Annotated in this window: 16 protein-coding genes; 3 read left to right on the top strand and 13 right to left on the bottom strand. The window is 72.2% G+C overall.

What is annotated here, in order from left to right:
- Positions 1-7: 7 nt before the first annotated feature.
- From ACFV1J_RS10000 to ACFV1J_RS09945, 12 genes are all read right to left on the bottom strand, one after another.
- Positions 8-1,117: an aliphatic sulfonate ABC transporter substrate-binding protein gene (locus ACFV1J_RS10000; RefSeq protein ID WP_385856801.1), complete on the bottom strand. Its 1,110-nt coding sequence runs from the start codon at positions 1,115-1,117 to the stop codon at positions 8-10.
- Positions 1,118-1,329: 212 nt separating this feature from the next.
- On the bottom strand, positions 1,330-2,685 hold the full coding sequence (locus ACFV1J_RS09995; RefSeq protein WP_385856800.1) for a sulfate adenylyltransferase subunit 1: 1,356 nt from the start codon (positions 2,683-2,685) through the stop codon (positions 1,330-1,332).
- Between the two features lie 2 nt (positions 2,686-2,687).
- The gene (gene cysD, locus ACFV1J_RS09990; protein WP_385856799.1) at positions 2,688-3,638 is read right to left on the bottom strand and encodes a sulfate adenylyltransferase subunit CysD; all 951 of its coding nucleotides are present in this window, start codon (positions 3,636-3,638) and stop codon (positions 2,688-2,690) included.
- The gene (gene cysC / locus ACFV1J_RS09985) at positions 3,635-4,168 is read right to left on the bottom strand and encodes an adenylyl-sulfate kinase (RefSeq protein ID WP_030803558.1); all 534 of its coding nucleotides are present in this window, start codon (positions 4,166-4,168) and stop codon (positions 3,635-3,637) included. Before cysC ends, cysD begins: the two co-directional genes overlap by 4 nt.
- Positions 4,169-4,188: 20 nt before the next feature.
- Entirely contained in the window at positions 4,189-4,881 is a 693-nt protein-coding gene (locus ACFV1J_RS09980) for a phosphoadenylyl-sulfate reductase (protein ID WP_385856798.1), read from the bottom strand.
- Entirely contained in the window at positions 4,878-5,063 is a 186-nt protein-coding gene (locus ACFV1J_RS09975) for a hypothetical protein (RefSeq protein ID WP_385856797.1), read from the bottom strand. Before ACFV1J_RS09975 ends, ACFV1J_RS09980 begins: the two co-directional genes overlap by 4 nt.
- Positions 5,060-6,757, bottom strand: a complete 1,698-nt coding sequence (locus ACFV1J_RS09970) for a nitrite/sulfite reductase (RefSeq protein ID WP_385856796.1) — start codon at positions 6,755-6,757, stop codon at positions 5,060-5,062. The genes ACFV1J_RS09975 and ACFV1J_RS09970 overlap by 4 nt, the downstream gene beginning before the upstream one ends.
- A gap of 216 nt (positions 6,758-6,973) precedes the next feature.
- Entirely contained in the window at positions 6,974-7,057 is an 84-nt protein-coding gene (locus tag ACFV1J_RS09965; RefSeq protein ID WP_350257049.1) for a putative leader peptide, read from the bottom strand.
- A 92-nt stretch (positions 7,058-7,149) separates the two neighbouring features.
- The gene (locus tag ACFV1J_RS09960; RefSeq protein WP_385856795.1) at positions 7,150-7,755 is read right to left on the bottom strand and encodes a GNAT family N-acetyltransferase; all 606 of its coding nucleotides are present in this window, start codon (positions 7,753-7,755) and stop codon (positions 7,150-7,152) included.
- A gap of 302 nt (positions 7,756-8,057) precedes the next feature.
- Entirely contained in the window at positions 8,058-8,723 is a 666-nt protein-coding gene (locus tag ACFV1J_RS09955) for a class F sortase (protein ID WP_385856794.1), read from the bottom strand.
- Positions 8,724-9,048: 325 nt separating this feature from the next.
- Entirely contained in the window at positions 9,049-9,909 is an 861-nt protein-coding gene (locus tag ACFV1J_RS09950) for an LLM class flavin-dependent oxidoreductase (protein WP_385856793.1), read from the bottom strand.
- A gap of 665 nt (positions 9,910-10,574) precedes the next feature.
- Positions 10,575-11,873 carry a GAF domain-containing protein gene (locus ACFV1J_RS09945; RefSeq protein ID WP_385856792.1) on the bottom strand — a complete coding sequence of 433 codons (1,299 nt, stop codon included), beginning with the start codon at positions 11,871-11,873 and terminating at the stop codon, positions 10,575-10,577.
- 594 nt (positions 11,874-12,467) lie between these two features.
- On the opposite strand from ACFV1J_RS09945, the gene ACFV1J_RS09940 reads away from it, so the two are divergent.
- On the top strand, positions 12,468-12,896 hold the full coding sequence (locus tag ACFV1J_RS09940; RefSeq protein ID WP_385856791.1) for a hypothetical protein: 429 nt from the start codon (positions 12,468-12,470) through the stop codon (positions 12,894-12,896).
- Positions 12,897-13,342: 446 nt separating this feature from the next.
- Here ACFV1J_RS09940 and ACFV1J_RS09935 read toward each other — a convergent pair whose 3' ends face one another.
- The gene (locus ACFV1J_RS09935) at positions 13,343-15,013 is read right to left on the bottom strand and encodes an acyl-CoA dehydrogenase family protein (protein ID WP_385856789.1); all 1,671 of its coding nucleotides are present in this window, start codon (positions 15,011-15,013) and stop codon (positions 13,343-13,345) included.
- A gap of 17 nt (positions 15,014-15,030) precedes the next feature.
- Here ACFV1J_RS09935 and ACFV1J_RS09930 point away from each other — a divergent pair, with 17 nt between their 5' ends.
- Both ACFV1J_RS09930 and ACFV1J_RS09925 read left to right on the top strand, forming a co-directional pair.
- Complete coding sequence (locus ACFV1J_RS09930; RefSeq protein ID WP_385856788.1) at positions 15,031-16,092, top strand: YihY/virulence factor BrkB family protein; 1,062 nt, start codon at positions 15,031-15,033, stop codon at positions 16,090-16,092.
- 244 nt (positions 16,093-16,336) lie between these two features.
- The gene (locus ACFV1J_RS09925) at positions 16,337-17,710 is read left to right on the top strand and encodes an MFS transporter (protein ID WP_385856787.1); all 1,374 of its coding nucleotides are present in this window, start codon (positions 16,337-16,339) and stop codon (positions 17,708-17,710) included.
- Positions 17,711-17,780: the final 70 nt, after the last annotated feature.

Genomic DNA, 17,780 nt, shown 5'->3' with positions numbered 1-17,780 from the left:
TACGGGCTTACTTGCTGCCGAGACCGGCGTCGTCGACCGGCTGCTTGCCCTCGGACTTGAGGACCTTGTTCAGCAGCGTGAGGTCGTAGATGCCCTGGAGGTCCGGCTTCTTCAGCAGGCCCGCCTTGACGGCGTGGTCGGCCTCCTCCTGGAGGGTGGCGGCCAGCGGGTCGTCGGTGATGTCGATGTTCTTGAAGGCCGGGTCGAGGACGTTGGACGGCAGCGCCTTACCGGCCACCTCCGGCTCGGCGAGCTTGGCGTTGAGCGCCTTCTTCGCCGCTTCCGGGTTCGACCGGATCCAGGCGTTGGTCTTCACCGAGGCGCGCAGCACCGCCTCGACGGCCTTCGGGTGCTCCTTGAGGAACTTCTGCGAGACGATCACGTTCGTGATGACGAACTTGCCGTCCTTCCACAGCTTCTTCTCGTCCAGGATGGTCTTGCCACCCGCCGCGACCAGCTTGGAGGCGGTCGGCTCGGGCACCCAGGCACCGTCGATGGAACCCTGCTCGAAGGCGGTCGGCGTCACCTTGTTGTCGGTGCGCTGGACGGTGACGTCACCCTTGCCGGTCGTGGCGTCGACCTTGTAGCCCTTGTCCGAAAGGAAGTTGAGCAGCGCCACGTCCTGGGTGTTGCCCAGCTGCGGGGTCGCGATCTTCTTGCCCTTGAGGTCGTCCAGCCCCTTGACCTTCTTGGGGTTGACGACGAGCGAGACACCACCGGACGCCGAACCGGAGATGATCTTCAGGCTCTTGCCGTGCGACTTGGCGTAGCCGTTGATGGCGGGGGAGGGGCCGATCCAGCCGATGTCGATCGCGCCCGAGTTGAGCGCCTCGATCTCGGCGGGGCCCGCGTTGAAGAGGGAGGTCTTCACCTCGGTGCCGCCCAGCTCCTTCTGGAACCGGCCGCTCTGCAGGCCGACCAGCGGGGTGGCGTGGGTGGTGTTGCCGAAGAAGCCGAGCTTGATCTGGTCGAGCCCGTCGGTCTTGGGGCCCTTGGGGGCGACCTGGGCGGAGGTGTCCTTCTTGGCCTCGGAACCGTAACCGCAGGCGCCCAGCGCGCCGATCAGTACGGGCACGGAGACGGCGGCCGCCAGCAGGCGGTATCGAACGGCAGACACGGAGGTGGTTCCTCTCGGAGGGCCGGGAACTACGCGCCCTTTAAGGCGCGCCCGGCGGAGCTGTGGATCTTCGGAAAGGGGGCGTGGGGGGTACGGAGTCGAGCATCGTCAGCACACACATCGGCCGACTCCGCCCTGTCCGCTCCCCAGGGCGCCGCTGCCGATGCGGCCGCCCTCCTTGGCGAAGGTCGAGAACACGTCCTTGGTCATGCTCAGAAGTCCCATCCGTCGTCGTCGGTCCCGTCGGCCGGCGCCGCCTCGGCGGCCGCCTCCGCGAACGCGTTGCCCGCCATCCCGGCGGTCAGCGTCGTCCCGTCCGCCGGGTCGATCAGCAGGAACGAACCGGTGCGCCGGGAGTCCGCGTACGCGTCCAGGGCCAGCGGCTCGGCCGTCCGGACCACCACCCGGCCGATGTCGTTGGCGGCCAGCTCACCGGGCGCCGGGTGCTGCGAGAGGTCGTCCAGCGTCAGCCGGGACGGGATGTCCTTGACGATCGCCTTGACGGTGCGGGTGGTGTGCTTGAGCAGCACACGCTGTCCGACGGTCAGCGGACGGTCCGCCACATGGCACACGGTCGCCTCGATGTCCTGCGTGGTGGCCGGCGCGGCCGCGGTCGGGGCGATCAGATCACCGCGCGAGACGTCGATGTCGTCGGCGAGCCGGACGGTCACCGACTGCGGCGCCCAGGCGACGTCCACGGCATCCCCGAGCGCGTCGATCCCCTCGATGGTGCTCGTACGCCCCGAGGGCAGCACGGTCACGGCGTCGCCGACGCGCAGCACACCGGCGGCGATCTGGCCCGCGTAACCGCGGTAGTCGGGGTGCTCGGCGGTCTGCGGCCGGATCACGTACTGCACCGGGAAGCGGGCCGGGTCGTCCGACGGGTCGGCGACCACCGGCACGGTCTCCAGGTGCTCCAGCACCGTCGGGCCGCCGTACCAGTCCATGTTGGCCGACGGGGACACCACGTTGTCGCCGGCCAGCGCGGAGATCGGGATCGCGGTGATCTCCGGGACGCCCAGCGAGCCCGCGTAGGTCGTGAACTCCTCGGCGATCGCGGCGAACACGGACTCCTCGTAGCCGACCAGGTCCATCTTGTTGACGGCCAGGACGACGTGCGGGACGCGCAGCAGGGCGGCGACCGCGGCGTGCCGGCGGGTCTGCTCGACCACGCCGTTGCGGGCGTCGACCAGCACCACGGCCAGCTCGGCGGTGGAGGCGCCGGTGACCATGTTGCGGGTGTACTGCACGTGCCCCGGGGTGTCCGCCAGGATGAACCGGCGGCGCGGCGTGGCGAAGTAGCGGTAGGCGACGTCGATGGTGATGCCCTGCTCACGCTCGGCGCGCAGCCCGTCGGTCAGCAGCGCCAGGTCCGGCGTCTCCTGCCCGCGGCCCAGCGAGGCCCGCTCGACGGCCTCCAGCTGGTCGGCCAGCACCGACTTGGAGTCGTGCAGCAGCCGGCCCACCAGCGTGGACTTGCCGTCGTCGACGGAACCGGCGGTGGCGAAACGCAGCAGCGAGGTGGCGCCGGCGTCCACGACACCGGTGGCGGCATTGGTGGTGCTCATGGTTAGAAGTACCCCTCGCGCTTGCGGTCCTCCATGGCGGCCTCGGACATCTTGTCGTCGGCCCTCGTCGCGCCCCGCTCGGTCAGCCGGGACGCGGCGATCTCGGCGATCACCTTCTCGATGGTGTCAGCGTCCGAATCGACGGCACCGGTGCAGGACATGTCGCCGACGGTGCGGTAGCGCACCAGACGGGTCTCGACCGTCTCGCCGTCCTTCGGGCCGCCCCACTCGCCCGGCGCCAGCCACATACCGCTGCGGCCGAAGACCTCGCGCTCGTGCGCGTAGTAGATGGCGGGAAGTTCGATCTTCTCCCGGGCGATGTACTGCCAGACGTCCAGCTCGGTCCAGTTGGACAGCGGGAAGACCCGGACGTGCTCACCCGGCGAGTGCCGGCCGTTGTAGAGCTGCCACAGCTCCGGGCGCTGCCGGCGCGGGTCCCAGCCACCGAACTCGTCGCGCAGCGAGAACACCCGCTCCTTGGCGCGCGCCTTCTCCTCGTCCCGGCGGCCGCCGCCGAAGACCGCGTCGAAGCGGTTCTTCTCGATGGCGTCCAGCAGCGGCACGGTCTGCAGCGGGTTACGGGTCCCGTCGGGGCGTTCGCGCAGCTCACCGCGGTCGATGAAGTCCTGCACGGACGCCACGTGCAGCCGCAGCCCGTGCCGTTCGACGGTGCGGTCGCGGTAGTCGAGGACCTCGGGGAAGTTGTGCCCGGTGTCGACGTGCAGCAACGAGAACGGCACCGCGGCCGGCGAGAACGCCTTCAGCGCCAGGTGCAGCATGACGATGGAGTCCTTGCCGCCGGAGAACAGGATCACCGGCCGCTCGAACTCGCCCGCCACCTCGCGGAAGATGTGCACCGCCTCGGACTCCAGCGCGTCCAGGTGCGACAGCGCGTACGGGGAGTCGCCCTCGTGCCCCGGGCCGGTCTCGGTGATGGAAGCAGCCGTGGTCACGCCAGTCCCCTTTCGGTGAGCAGCTCGTACAGCGCCGCGGCGGACTCCTGCACGGTCTGGGTGTGCGACTCGATGCGCAGATCGGGCGACCCGGGAGCCTCGTACGGGTCGTCCACGCCGGTCAGCCCGGAGATCTCGCCGGCCGCCTGCTTGGCGTACAGGCCCTTCACATCGCGCTCGGAGCACACCTCGACGGGGGTCGCCACATGCACCTCCAGGTACGCGGTGCCCTCGGTCTGGTGGCGCTTGCGCACCGCCTCGCGGCTGTCCGCGTACGGCGCGATCACCGGCACCAGCGCCTTGACGCCGTTGCTGGCCAGCAGTTCGGCGACGAAGCCGATCCGCTGGACGTTGGTGTGCCGGTCCTCGCGGGTGAAGCCGAGGCCCGCGGAGAGGAACTCGCGGATCTCGTCCCCGTCGAGCACCTCGACGCGGTGGCCCTCGCCGCGCAGCTTGCCGGCCAGCTCGCGCGCGATGGTCGTCTTGCCCGCGCTCGGCAGACCGGTCAGCCAGATCGTGGCGCCCGTCATGGATATCTCCTGATGCCTCGTCATCCGTGCAGCCCGCACTCGGTCTTGTTGCTCCCGGCCCAGCGGCCGGCCCTGGCGTCCTCGCCCGCCAGCACCCGCCGGGTGCAGGGCGCGCAGCCGACGGAGGCGTAGCCGTCCGTCAGCAGCGGGTTGGTGAGCACACCGTGCTCGGCCACGTACGCGTCCACGTCGGCCTGCGTCCAGCGGGCGATCGGCGAGACCTTCACCTTCTGCCGCTTGGCGTCCCAGCCGACGACCGGGGTGTTCGCCCGGGTCGGCGACTCGTCCCGGCGCAGCCCGGTCGCCCACGCGTCGTACCCGGTCAGGCCCTCTTCGAGCGGCTTGACCTTGCGCAGGGCGCAGCACAGGTCCGGGTCGCGGTCGTGCAGCTTCGGCCCGTACTCGGCGTCCTGCTCGGCCACCGTCTGACGGGGCGTCAGGGTGATGAGGTTGACGTCCATCACCTCGGCGACCGCGTCCCGGGTCCCGATCGTCTCGGGGAAGTGGTAGCCGGTGTCCAGGAAGACCACGTCCACGCCCGGGAAGGCCCGCGAGGCCAGGTGCGCGACGACCGCGTCCTCCATGGAGGAGGTGACGCAGAAGCGCGGACCGAAGGTCTCGGCGGCCCAGGTGAGGATCTCCAGGGCGGACGCGTCCTCCAGGTCGCGGCCCGCCTGCTCGGCGAGCTGCTGAAGATCGGTAGCGGTGGTCACGACGTACCTCCGTCAGTGGCAGGGGAGGGGGCGGAAGCCCCGGGGGCCAGCAGCCCCAGGAACTTCAGCCGGAACGCACGGCTGCAGGACCGGCATTCCCATGCGCCGTGGCCCTCCTCGGAGGGCCGCAGGTCCTCGTCCCCGCAATACGGGCAGTAGAACGGCGCGGCACGTTCACTCACTTCAGCGCACCCTCTTCCGCCCGAGCGGCCCAGGTGGCGAAGCGCTCGCCGTCCTCGCGCTGCTCCTGGAAGTTGCGCAGCACCCGCTCGACGTAGTCGGGGAGTTCGTCGGCGGTGACCTTCAGGCCGCGGACCTTGCGGCCGAAGCCGGGCTCCAGGCCCAGTGCGCCGCCCAGGTGCACCTGGTAGCCCTCGACCTGATTGCCGTCCTCGTCCAGGACCAGCTGGCCCTTGAGACCGATGTCCGCGACCTGGATGCGGGCGCAGGCGTTGGGGCAGCCGTTGAGGTTGATGGTCAGCGGCTCGTCGAAGTCCGGGAGGCGGCGCTCCAGTTCGTCGATCAGGGACGCGCCGCGGCCCTTGGTCTCCACGATCGCCAGCTTGCAGAACTCGATGCCGGTGCAGGCCATCGTGCCGCGGCGGAACGGCGAGGGGTTGACCTGGAAGTCCAGCGCCTCCAGGCCCGCGACCAGCGCGTCGACCTGGTCCTGCTCGACGTCGAGGATGATCATCTTCTGCTCGACGGTGGTGCGCAGGCGGTCCGAGCCGTGCGCGGCGGCGAGTTCGGCGATCTTCGTGAGGGTGGCGCCGTCGACCCGGCCGACGCGCGGGGCGAAGCCCACGTAGAAGCGGCCGTCCTGCTGCCGGTGCACGCCGACGTGGTCACGCCACTTCTGGACCGGCTCCTCGGGCGCCGGGCCGTCGATCAGCTTCCGGTTCAGGTACTCGTCCTCCAGCACCTGGCGGAACTTCTCGATTCCCCAGTCGGCGACCAGGAACTTCAGCCGGGCGCGGGTGCGCAGGCGGCGGTAGCCGTAGTCACGGAAGATGCCCACCACACCGGCCCAGACGTCCGCGACCTCGTCCAGCGGGACCCAGGTGCCCAGCCGCTGGGCGAGCTTGGGGTTGGTGGACAGTCCGCCGCCGACCCACAGGTCGAAGCCCGGGCCGTGCTCGGGGTGGACGACACCGACGAACGCCACGTCGTTGATCTCGTGGACCACGTCCTGCACCGGGGAACCGGAGATCGCGGTCTTGAACTTGCGCGGCAGGTTGGAGAATTCCTTGCTGCCGATGTAGCGCTCGTGGATCTCGTCCACGGCCGGGGTGCCGTCGATGATCTCGTCCTCGGCGATACCGGCCACCGGGGAGCCGATGATCACGCGCGGGCAGTCGCCGCAGGCCTCGGTGGTGGACAGCCCGACGCCCTCCAGCTTCTCCCAGATGGCGGGGACGTCCTCGATCCGGATCCAGTGCAGCTGGATGTTCTGCCGGTCGGTGATGTCCGCGGTGCCACGGGCGTACTGCTCGGAGACCTCACCGATGGCCCGCAGCTGGGCGACCGTCAGCCGGCCGCCGTCGATCCGGACCCGCAGCATGAAGTACTTGTCGTCCAGCTCCTCCGGCTCCAGGACCGCGGTCTTGCCGCCGTCGATCCCGGGCTTGCGCTGGGTGTAGAGGCCCCACCAACGCATGCGCCCGCGCAGGTCGTTGGGGTCGATCGAGTCGAAGCCGGCCTTGGAGTAGATCGTCTCAATGCGTGTCCGCACATTGAGACCGTCGTCGTCCTTCTTGAACTGCTCGTTTCCGTTGAGCGGCGTGAAATGACCTACGGCCCACTGGCCCTCGCCGCGGTGGCGTCCGGCCTTGCGGCGGGTCGAAGCGGCAGCGGGTCGGTCGGGGGAGGCGGCCATGGGTGTACGTCCTTCTAGGCGGGCTCAAGGGGTCGGGACCGGCGCCCGACGCCCATGCTGACCTGCGCAGACATACCGAAGCGCGGCGCGTGGGCGACGCGTCGGCGACAGCTGCGGGTCAAAGGGGGTCCGGGCGCGTCCGCGACGATGGGGACGGCGGGTGAATCGGTGGTGCCGGGAGCTGTCCAGGGCCATCGGCCCCGGCTGGGAACAGCCTCAGCCCGCCCGACAAATGGCGCTGGACATGCGGCCGAGGTCGACGTGCCGCCGACTCACCAAGGCAATTCCAGCTCTGGACATGACGGAAGCGTGGCACGCCGCTCTCCGGCCAGTCCACCGCTATCCAGGATTTGGACACCCCAGTCCCGTTTGGTGAGACGGAGTGAGGTCGGTCACTCTCCGGCCGGCTGCTGCGGCAGAGGCGCGAGCGGTCCGGCGCCCGGCCACGGGCCCGGCGCCGGCTCATCGGGCTCCTCGGTCACCGTGGTGTCGTACACCCGGAAGCCGCGGCGCTCATAGTTGGCCATCGCATGCTCACCGTCCAGGGTGCAGGTATGCAGCCAGACCCGCTTCGTCGGCGGCTGCGCCGGCCACCGTTCGCCCAGGTCCCAGGCCCGCTCGATGCCGTACGTCAGCAGATGGCCACCGATCCGGCGACCCCGGAAGGCCGGTATCAGGCCGAAGTAGACGATCTCCACCGAACCGTCCGGGGTGGCCGCCAGCTCGACGAACCCGGCGGGGGTGCCGCGCTCGTACGCCACCCAGGTCTCGGTCCCCGGGCGTCCCAGGTGCTCCGCCCACTGCGCATGCGACCACGGCAGCCGGTCGGTCCAGGTGACGTCCCCGCCCACCGCCGTATAGAGGAAGCGGCTGAATTCCGGCGAAGGCACCTCGGCCCGGACGATCCGGACGCCCTGCTCGGCGGGCGGTACCTGTCCGGGGGCCAGATCGGCGCGCGACGTCTGTTCGAGGTACCAGGTGGTGACCGAGATGCTCATGCGGCCAGCACATCACACCGGGGGGCGGGGGACGGAGCCGGGCGGAGCCGGGTGGGCCGGGCCCGCGGGGGAGGGGGCAGGGGAGAGGGGGAGGGGAGGGCGTAGGGGAGGGGGCGTTCGGTGGCTCGGTGTTCCGGATGGTGAGACGGTGGTTCGCATCGTGGGGGATACGGCACCGGAGGGTGCCTGTCGGGGACGGTGCCTGTCCGGGACGGTGCCTGTCCGGGAGGGGGCCTGTCCGAAAGGGGGCTGTCCGAGACGGCGCCTTCCCGGGACGGTGCCTTCCCGGGGTTCGCCCGTCCTCACAAGCTCCCGGTCATCCTGGCGAAGACCACCACATTGCCCGTGTAGCCGGACCCCGCCGCGTACGCACCGCCGCAGGTCAGCACGCGCAGCTCGGGGCGCCCGGTGCTGCCGTAGACCTTACGGGCGGGGAAGTCGCGCTTGTCGAAGATCCGGACGCCGTAGACCTCGAAGACCGCGGTCCGGCCGTCCGCACGGATCACCCGGATCGTGCTGCCCTTCGCCAGGCGGCCCAGCCCGTAGAAGACCGCGGGGCCGTTGTGGGTGTCGACGTGCCCGACGAGGACGGCGGTGCCCCGCTCCCCCGGGGCGGGCGCGTCCGCGTACCAGCCCGCCAGATTGGGGTTGCCGTCCGGTGGTGCCTCGATCCAGCCGTCCTTGTCCAGGCCCAGCGGCAGCACCGGCGCGGACACCGCGAGCGACGGGATGTCGACCTCGGCCGGGGCCGAGCGGGGCAGCGGCGCGGCCGCGGGGCCGCCCGCGCCACCGGGCACCACCGAGGTGGCGGCCCCCGGCTGCGGCGGCCCGTCCGGGTCGTCCGACAGCCCCTGCCGCAGCATCCCGAACCCCACCAGCCCGGCCAGCGCGAGCACCCCCCACCGCGGCCGACGCGCGACCGCGGCAGCCTCCCCCGCGGCCGCCTCCGGCGGAACCGTCGGGCTCATCGCTCACCTCCCGCACGCGGTGACCACCACCTGCATCTGACCCGGTCGGCACGCTAGGCCGTGCCCGGCCGGGGGGCGACACCGGACGACCGAACGGGTGGCGGTGCCGGGCCCGGTGCCGGTGCCGGGTCCAGGCCGGTCATGCGGGAGTCCGGGTCGGGCCCGGTCACGCGGGAGTTGCAGGACCGGGCCCGGTCGCGCGGGAGTCCCGGGCCGGGGACGATCACGCGGGAGACCTGAGCCGGGCGTCGGTGTGACCGGGCCGGGGACGGCCATGCGGGAGTCCGGGTCGGGCATGATCACGTCGCGGCCCGGGCCGGGCAGGTCACGCCGGGCCGAACACCGCGTCGGCGAGGCGCTCGACCTGGTCGGCGTCGGGCGACCAGCAGTAGAGCATCACCTCGTCCGCGCCGATCGCCCGGAAGGCGGCCACCGCCTCGCGGATCGCCGCCGGGGTGGTGAGCAGCCCCTTCACGACATGCTCCACGTAGTCGCCGGGGCTGTAGTACGCGTGCAGTTCGCGGCGGGCGCGGTCGAGCGTCTCCTCGGGGCCGAGGGCCGCGTTGACCTGGGCCAGCAGCCGCGGCCGGCCGTCGCGTCCGGCCCGCGACCAGGCCGCCTCCACGTTCCGGAACAGCCCGTCCATGTGCTGCGGGGGCAGCGCGGCCCCGAGGAAGCCGTCGCCCCAGCGGGCCACGCGTTCCATCACGGCCGGCACGAAGCCGCCGAAGAGCACCTCGGGCCCACCGGCCCGGGCCGGCGCAGGGCCGACCGGGCCGACGTCCGCGGAGAGCGGCTCACCGGCCCAGAGGCGCCGCAGGGTCGCCAGCTGCGCGTCGAGCCGCCGGCCGCGGCCGCGGAGGTCGACACCGGCGGCCTGATAGTCGTCGTCCCGGCCGCCGAGACCGATGCCGAGGGTGAAGCGGGAACCGGAGAGCAGATCGAGCGTGGCGGCCTGTTTGGCGAGCAGCGCGGTGCGGTGCAGCGGGGCGAGCAGCACCTCGGTCTGCAGCCGGATCCGGGAGGTGGCACCGGCCAGGGTGGCCAGCGTGATCAGCGGCTCCGGGTTGCTGAACACCAGCCGGTCGAGCAGGGCGAGGGTGGTGAACGGGGTGGCTTCGGCGCGCCGGGCCCAGCTCAGCAGCTGTGCGGGGTCGCCGATGGGAAGGCCGAGTCCTACGGACAAGGGAGTCCTCCAGAAGGAAGGGCGCCCGCCGGCCGACGCGCACGCCGCCGGCGCGCGCGTCGTGCGGGCAGGCACGATCGCGGATCGTCGTTGTCGCCCACTCATTCGGCCGCGCGTACGTAACGCGCCGGCTGCTCCCGTTCTGCGACGTCCTTCTGGAGAGCTGAAGTCAGAGTGCGCCCACTTTAGGACGGGCGAGGGCGGGGCCGCATCCGGTTTTCCGCCGCGGCGAACTCGCCTTTCCGCCGCGGTGAACTCGCCTTTCCGGCCTGCGCGTTCACCACCGACCAGGGGCGCGCACCCCTTGGAGCCGCCGCCTCAGGAGGTCAGCCACCCGCACCGACCGCCCGGCCGTAGGAGGTCTGCCACCTCCGCCCGACCGCCCGGCCGTAGGAGGTCTGCCACCTCCGCCCGACCGCCCCGCTATAGGAGGTCTGCCGCCTCCGCCCGGCCGTCGTCTCAGGCCGTCTGCCATCGCGCCCCGACCGCCGTCTTGGGAGGTCTGCTGCCCTGCCCGACCGTCGTCTCAGGTCGACTGCCACCCCGCCCAACCGCCCCGCGACAGGAGGTCTGCTGCCCCCCGCCCGACCGCCGCCTCAGAACGTCTGCCAACCCTGCCGGGCCGCCGCTGTCAGAACGTCTGACGCCCCGCCGGGCGGTCGCCGTCAGAACGTCTGCCGCCCCCGCCGGGCCGCCGCCACCGCCGGCGCCAGCGAGTGCGGCAGCAGCCGCCCGGTCCGTGCCGGCAGCCGCAGCTCCACCTCCACCCCCTCGGCGAAGCGGTACGGCCGGTGGGCCAGCACGCTCCCCAGATGGCGACGCAGCCGGGACAGCTCGGCGCGCACCGTCACCGTACGGCCGGCGTCCCCGAAGAGGTCCTGGGCCAGCTCGGCCGCGGTGCGCCCCTGCGGCTGCGCGGCCAGCACGAAGAGCAGCTCGGCATGGCGCGGCGACAGCTCGTGCGACCAGCTGCCGGCCGGCCCGCTGACCGTGATCGTCGAACCGTCCCGCCGACTGACGTCCAGTACGACCCGGGTCGGCGCCGATTCCCGCTCCGCCCGCCCGACCCGGATCAGCCAGCCGCCCGGCAGCGGCTCCAGGGCGCACATGCCGTAGCGCGGCAACCACAGCGGCCCGGCCTCCGGCGCCCTCGGCAGCGCCACCCGGTCCGGCGGCGTCAACCCCGTCACGCCCACGACCCAGCCGTTCGGATCGACGACCAACGCCTGACCGCCCAGCCGCGCCAGCACCGGCGCCGCGCTCGACCGCAGCCGCTCCAGGGCCCGGTGGTGCCGGGTGCGCAGCTCACCCTCGGCGAGCCGGGCGACCGCGGACACCAGCGAGAGCGTGGTGGGGTGGAAGGCGTGGGCCGGGCCGCTGACGTCCACGGTGCCCAGCAGCCGCCCGTCCCGCGGGTCGTGCAGCGGCGCCGCGGCACAGGTCCACTGATGGTGACTGCGTATGAAGTGCTCGGCGGAGTGCACCAGCACCGGGCGGCGGGCCACCAGGGCGGTGCCGATGGCGTTGGTGCCGACGACCTGCTCCGTCCAGTCGGCGCCCTTGTCGAAGCCGAGCCGGTCGGCCATCCGCCGTACCGGCGCGCTGCCCTCCCGCCACAGGACCCGGCCTTCGGCATCGGTGACGACCATGATCTGCTGCGCGGCGTCGGCGGCCGCCAGCAGCCCCTCGTTCAGCACCGGCAGCACCGGCGCCAGCTGCGACTTCTGCCGTCGGTGCTCCAACTCGGCGACGGGCAGCGGTTGTTGGGGCGGTTCGGCGTCCGGGTCGACACCGGAGTCCAGCGCCCGGCGCCAGGATTCGCCGATCACCGCGCGGGGGGATTCGGCCGGTCCGCCGGCCGCCCCGCCGGCGAGCGTGGCCTCGCGGGCGGTGGCGAGCCGGCGGGCGGTGGCGCGGATCTCCTGAGCCGACCAGACGGCGCTGTCGATCGTGCTGTCGCTCACGCTGCTCTCCGTTGTGCACTGTCCCCTGGGGGGTGACCCCCCGATCATGCCGGGGCTCACGGGTCCACGGGTTCGCGGGGTCACGGGTCGGCCCGACCCGGGGGGAGGCACCCTCCGGGCCCGTACGCCCATCGTGCCGTCACCAGCCTTCCGCCGAGGGCCCATTGCCCACATCGGCATCCGGGATGTGCTGCTATCGGGCGTCCATGGAGTGCTGTTATCGGGCGTTCCGGGACTGCTGTTGTCGAGCGTGCGGGAGGTGCGGCCGTCGGCGTGCGAGAGGTGCGGCCGTCGGCATCCGGGAGGTGCAGCCACCGCACCGGGGAGGCGCAGTCATGGGCACCCGGGACGTGCGAGTCATGGGCACCCGGGAGGCGCCGCGTCGGCATCGGGGAAGTGCACCCATCGGGACCAGGAGTGCAACGCACTGCAACCGTTGTGGCCTATGACGGGTAACCGGGACTCTGTGCCGGAGCGGCCGATGGCATCTCGCCACCGCGGATTCGCCGGTCACCCGTCGGAGAACCCGCCGGTTGTCGCCGGGGATCCCATCGGCCGCCGCGCGACGTCGGCACGGTGCGGGGAGGGGGCTCCATGGTGGCCGCTGCTCCGCGCGTCGTGGTGATCGGAGCGGGTGAGGGGGGACGAAGGGCACGGGCCGCCCGACTGGCCGGCCATTACGGGATACCCCTGCTGCCCGCCGTGGACATCCTGATCCAACGTCAGTCACCGCCCATCGACGGTTATGTGATCGACAGTCCGCCACAACTGCTCGACCGGGTTGCCGGGGTCGGTGGTCTGCTGTCCGTACTGGGCCTCGCCGACCTCGTCGTTCTGCTGCCCGGGCCGGGACGGAACGGCACGGACGAGACCTGCCGCGTGCTGCGCTACTGCGAGGCGCGCGGGGCGCTGCTGACCATAGGGGCGGACACCCCCGACGACGAGATCATCCTGGTCATCGACGCGGCACTGCGCGGGCGCGGCGACCCGGAAGGCCCACCCGGGACGCCCTGGCGGCCCTGAGACCGGGAGCGGTGCCGAGTCGGCGCGGCACCGCTCCCCGACCGGCGCGGCGGCGGCTTCCCCCTGTCCCCGTCCCTTCGCGAGGCCACGGCCCGGAGAGACGGGGAGCCGCCGCCGCGCCGAGGTTTTGGTGGACCGGGTCGAGGGGAGGGCGCGGGGGCCGGGGGAGACCGGCTCGCCGCGGCGTCGCCGCGAGACGGTCAGCGCCCGCCCTTGGTCGCCGCGAGACGGTCAGCTCCCCTGGTCGCCGCGAGGCCCTTCGAGGCCCTTAAGGGGCGGCCGAACGGATCCCGTAGGGGACACAAACGCCCCCTGCGGGGCCACAACGAGGGGACGGCGAGGGATATTCCCGGGCACGAGGACGAAGGAGATTCCCGGGCACGACGGCGAGGGAGATTCACGACGGTGACGGATATTCGCCAGCCCAGGCGCATGAGGTGCCGTTCTCAGCAATCCAGTACCGGTCGTGAGCGCTCCACCACCGCTGCCAGGTCCAGCGTGTGGGGCAGTGTGCCGAAGGCCGCGCCGGAGTCGCCGCCCAGGCGGGAGGCGCAGAAGGCGTCGGCGACCGCGGGCGGAGCGTGGCGCACCAGCAGCGAGCCCTGGAGCACCAGTGCCATCCGCTCCACCAGGCGGCGGGCCCGGGCCTCGATGCCCTCCAGGTCGGCGAGTTCGGTGAGCATCCCCTTGATCGCCCGGTCCAGCCGGTGGTCCGCGCCGCGCGCCGTACCGATCTCGGTCAAGTACGCGTCCAGCGCCCCCGGTTCGCGTCGCAGGGCGCGCAGTACATCCAGCGCCTGGATGTTGCCCGAGCCCTCCCAGATCGAGTTCAGCGGTGCCTCGCGCAGCAGCCGCGGCATCCCGGACTCCTCGACGTAGCCGTTGCCGCCCAGGCACTCCAGCGCCTCGGCCACCACCGGCGTACAGCGCTTGGTCACCCAGTACTTCGCCGTCGGCACCGCCAGCCGCAGCAGCTGCCGGTCCTGTTCGGTGCCGCCGTCGTACGCCGCCGCCAGCCGCAGCGCGAGCGTGGTCGCCGCCTCCGACTCCAGTGCCAGGTCGGCCAGTACGTTGCGCATCAGCGGCTGGTCGGTCAGCCGGCGGCCGAACGCCTCGCGGTACGCGGTGTGGTGCAGCGCCTGCGCCACCGCCTGCCGCATCACCGCCGCCGACGCGCTGACGCAGTCCAGCCGGGTGGCCGCGACCATCTCGATGATCGTCGCCACCCCGCGCCCCTCCTCGCCGACCCGGCGCGCCCACGTCCGCCCGTCGAACTCGACCTCCGCCGAGGCGTTCGACCGGTTGCCGAGCTTGTCCTTGAGCCGCTGGATGCGGAAGGAGTTGCGGGTGCCGTCCGGCAGCACCCGTGGCAGCAGGAAGCAGGTCAGCCCACCCCCAGCCGCCGGCCGGGACGTGTCCCCCGGCACCTGGGCCAGCACCAGGAACGCGTCGGACATCGGTGCCGAGCAGAACCACTTGTGCCCGGTCAGCACGTACTCACCGGGGGCCGACAGCGGTTCGGCGCGGGTGGTGTTGGCGCGTACGTCACTGCCGCCCTGCTTCTCCGTCATGGCCATGCCCGCCAGCGCGCCGCCCTTCTCGGCGGCCGGCCGCAGCTCCTGCTCGTAGATCCACGAGGTCAGCAGCGGCTCCCACTCGGCGGCCAGCTCCGGCTCGTGGCGCAGCGCGGGCACCGCCGCATGGGTCATCGACAGCGGGCAGCCGTGGCCCGCCTCGGCCTGGGTCCACACGATGAAGCCCGCGGTGCGGCGCAGATGGCCGTCCGGCCGCGACCAGGCGTCGTTCAGCCCGGCGCCGACGGCGTGGCCCAGCAGCCGGTGCCAGGCCGGGTGGAACTCCACCTCGTCGATCCGGTGGCCGTAGCGGTCGTGGGTGCGCAGCACCGGGGGATGGGCGTTGGCCTGCTCACCCCACTGCTGCGCGTGCGCCGAGCCGGCGGCTTCCCCCAGCCGGCCCAGTTCCTGGCGGACCTCGTCCAGCCGGTCGGCCGCGATGTACCGGGTGATGCCCTCGGTGAGGGCCGGGTCGCTCGCGAAGACGTCGTATCCGACCAGCGGCGGGGGCTGGTTCGTGACCGTGTGAGTGGTGGCTGCCATGCAGATACGGTAAGGAGGTGCAGCCGGAGAACGAACCAACCGAGCGACCCGCGGGCCGTCTGACCAGGGCCCGTGTGCTCTACCGCAACGTCTCCACGCGCCGGCTGGCCTGGCTGCTGCTCAAGGACATCGTCCACTCCTGCATGACCTACCGCGTCACCGGATTGGCCGCGGAGGCGGCGTTCTGGTGCCTGCTGTCGTTGCCGCCGCTGATCCTCGGGCTCCTCGGCGTGATCGGCTACACGCAGACCTGGATCGGGCACGACACCCTCGACAACATCCGGCAGCACATCCTCGGTGTGGCCGGCACGGTGCTCTCCGACAAGGGCGTGGACGAGATCGCCCGGCCGCTGCTGAACGACGTCTTCACCGGCCGCCGCCCGGACGTCATCTCGCTCGGCTTCGCCATCGCCCTGTGGTCCGGCTCCCGCGCCCTGAACGTCTTCGTCGACACCATCACGATCATGTACGGGCTCGACGGCCGCCGCGGCATCGTCAAGACGCGGCTGCTGTCGTTCGCGCTGTACCTCGCCGGGCTGCTGGTCGGCGCGGTCGCGCTGCCGCTGATGGTGGCCGGGCCGGACGCCGTGGTGAGCCTGGTGCCGGCCAGTGAGCATGTCGTCCGGGCGCTGTACTGGCCGGTCGTGCTGCTGCTGTCGGTCGCCTTCCTCACCACCCTCTACCACCTCTCCGTGCCCGTCCGGTCGCCCTGGCCGGAGGACATTCCCGGGGCGGTGGTGGCGCTCGGCATCTGGTTGCTGGGCAGTTTCCTGCTGCGGCTGTACCTGGTCTCGACGGTCGAGGGGCCCACGATCTACGGCTCGTTGGCGGCGCCCGTCGCGGTGCTGCTGTGGATCGGCGTCTCGGCCTTCGCGGTGCTGGTCGGGGCTGCGATGAACGCCTCCTTGGACCGGGTCTGGCCGTCGGCCGCCACCGCCGAGGCGCGCGAGGAGATGGCGCGGCGGATGGCGGAGAAGGTGGCGGAGAAGCGGGATGTGGAGTCGGGGAAGCGGGACACGGAGTCGGAGAAGCGGGACGCGGACGGCCCGGAGGGGCCGGAGGGGCCGGAGAACAGGTGACGGGCAGCGGGTGAGGGGCAGCCGGTGACGGACATCGGGTAGCGGGTATCGCGTAACAGCCTTACCCGTTCGAACCATTGACACCTCCCCGGATGGGCGCCGATGATCCTGGCCCACGAGCGAACGAAAGTTCACTAGGCGAACGGCTCTCCCCCCTGGAAAGCTCGAAGGATCGAGTTTTCGACGGTCCGGTGGTCCGGTGGTCCATTCGCCGCTTTCCGAAGACGAGGTGCCCATGTCGCCCATGCCACCCACGCCACCCACCGCTCCGCGCCATACCTTCCGCTCCGTCGCGCCCGTCCTGGCGCTGTGCTGGCTCGCCGTCTTCTTCGAGGGGATGGACGTCAACGTGTACGGCGCCGTCATGCCGCGGATGCTCGACGATCCCGGGCTCGGCCTCGGCCCTGCCACGGCCGGCACCATCGGCAGTTGGACCACCCTCGGCATGCTGGTCGCCGCGCTCGTCATCGGGCCCGTCACCGACCGCCTCGGCCGCCGCCCGGTCCTCGCCGTCAGCGTCGCCCTCTTCTCCGTCGGCTCGGCGATCTGCGCGCTCTCCGGCACGCCCGTGCCGTTCGGCGCCGGACGCTTCCTGGCCGGCCTCGGCTTCGGCTCCCTGCTGCCCATCTGCCTGTCCATGGTGCTGGAGTTCGCCCCGCCGCGCCGGGCCGCACTGGCCACCGGCCTGCTGATGACCTCGTACCACGTGGGCGGCATGGTCGCGACCGGCCTCGGGCTGACGCTCGCCCCCGCGTTCGGCTGGCGCTCGCTCTTCTGGGCCGGTGTGCTGCCCGCGCTGATCGCCGTCCCGCTGCTGCTGCGCCTGCTGCCGGAATCCCCCGGTGTGCTGCTCGCCAAGGGCCGTACCGCTGAGGCCGAGGCGATCGCCGACCGCTACGGCATGGTCCGCCCCACCCCCGCCGACGCCCCGGCTCCCGGAACCGGCGGTCGTCCGTCCGCCGTCCTGGCCCTCTTCCGCCCCGGCGCCCGCTGGGCCACGCCGCTCCTCTGGCTCGCCTCGTTCTGCGGACTGCTGCTGGTCTACGGCGTCGGCACCTGGCTGCCCCAGATGATGCGCGCCTCCGGATACGGCCTCGGTTCCTCGGTCAGCTTCCTGCTCGTCATCAACATCGGTGCCGTCGTCGGCATGTTCATCGCCGGCCGCACCGCCGACCGCTACGGCCCGGTGCGGGTCTCCGCCCTCTGGTTCCTGCTCACCGCCGCCGGCGCCCTGCTCCTGAGAGCACATCTGCCGCTCGCCCTCACCTACGCCGTGGTCGCGGTCACCGGTATCTGGCTCTTCAGTGCGCAGGTGATGGTCTACGCGGCCGCCGACCGGGTCTACCCGTCCGCCGACCGCGCCACCGGCATCGGCTGGGTCACCGGCATCGGCCGCACCGGCGCCGTGGTCGGCCCCTGGCTGGGCGGCATCCTCGCCGCCGGCGGCAACGACCAACTCGGCTTTGTCGCCTTCGCGTTGGCGGGTCTGGTGGGCGCCCTCGCCATCAGCCTGGTGCCGATGGCCCGCCGCATCGGCAGCGGGACGACCTCTCCGGCACCCGTGGGGCCGCAGGCAGGGGCACAGGCGGGGACACAGACAGGGGTGCAGGCGGAGTAGTGGAGTAGGGAGCAGCGGGGAGAGGCGGCGTGCGAGGGCGCCGGTCGTCGCTACGGGGGGCCACCACCGA

Source organism: Streptomyces sp. NPDC059649 (assembly GCF_042734445.1).
Taxonomy (GTDB): Bacteria; Actinomycetota; Actinomycetes; order Streptomycetales; family Streptomycetaceae; genus Streptomyces.
This window is presented reverse-complemented; position numbering and strand designations above follow the sequence as displayed.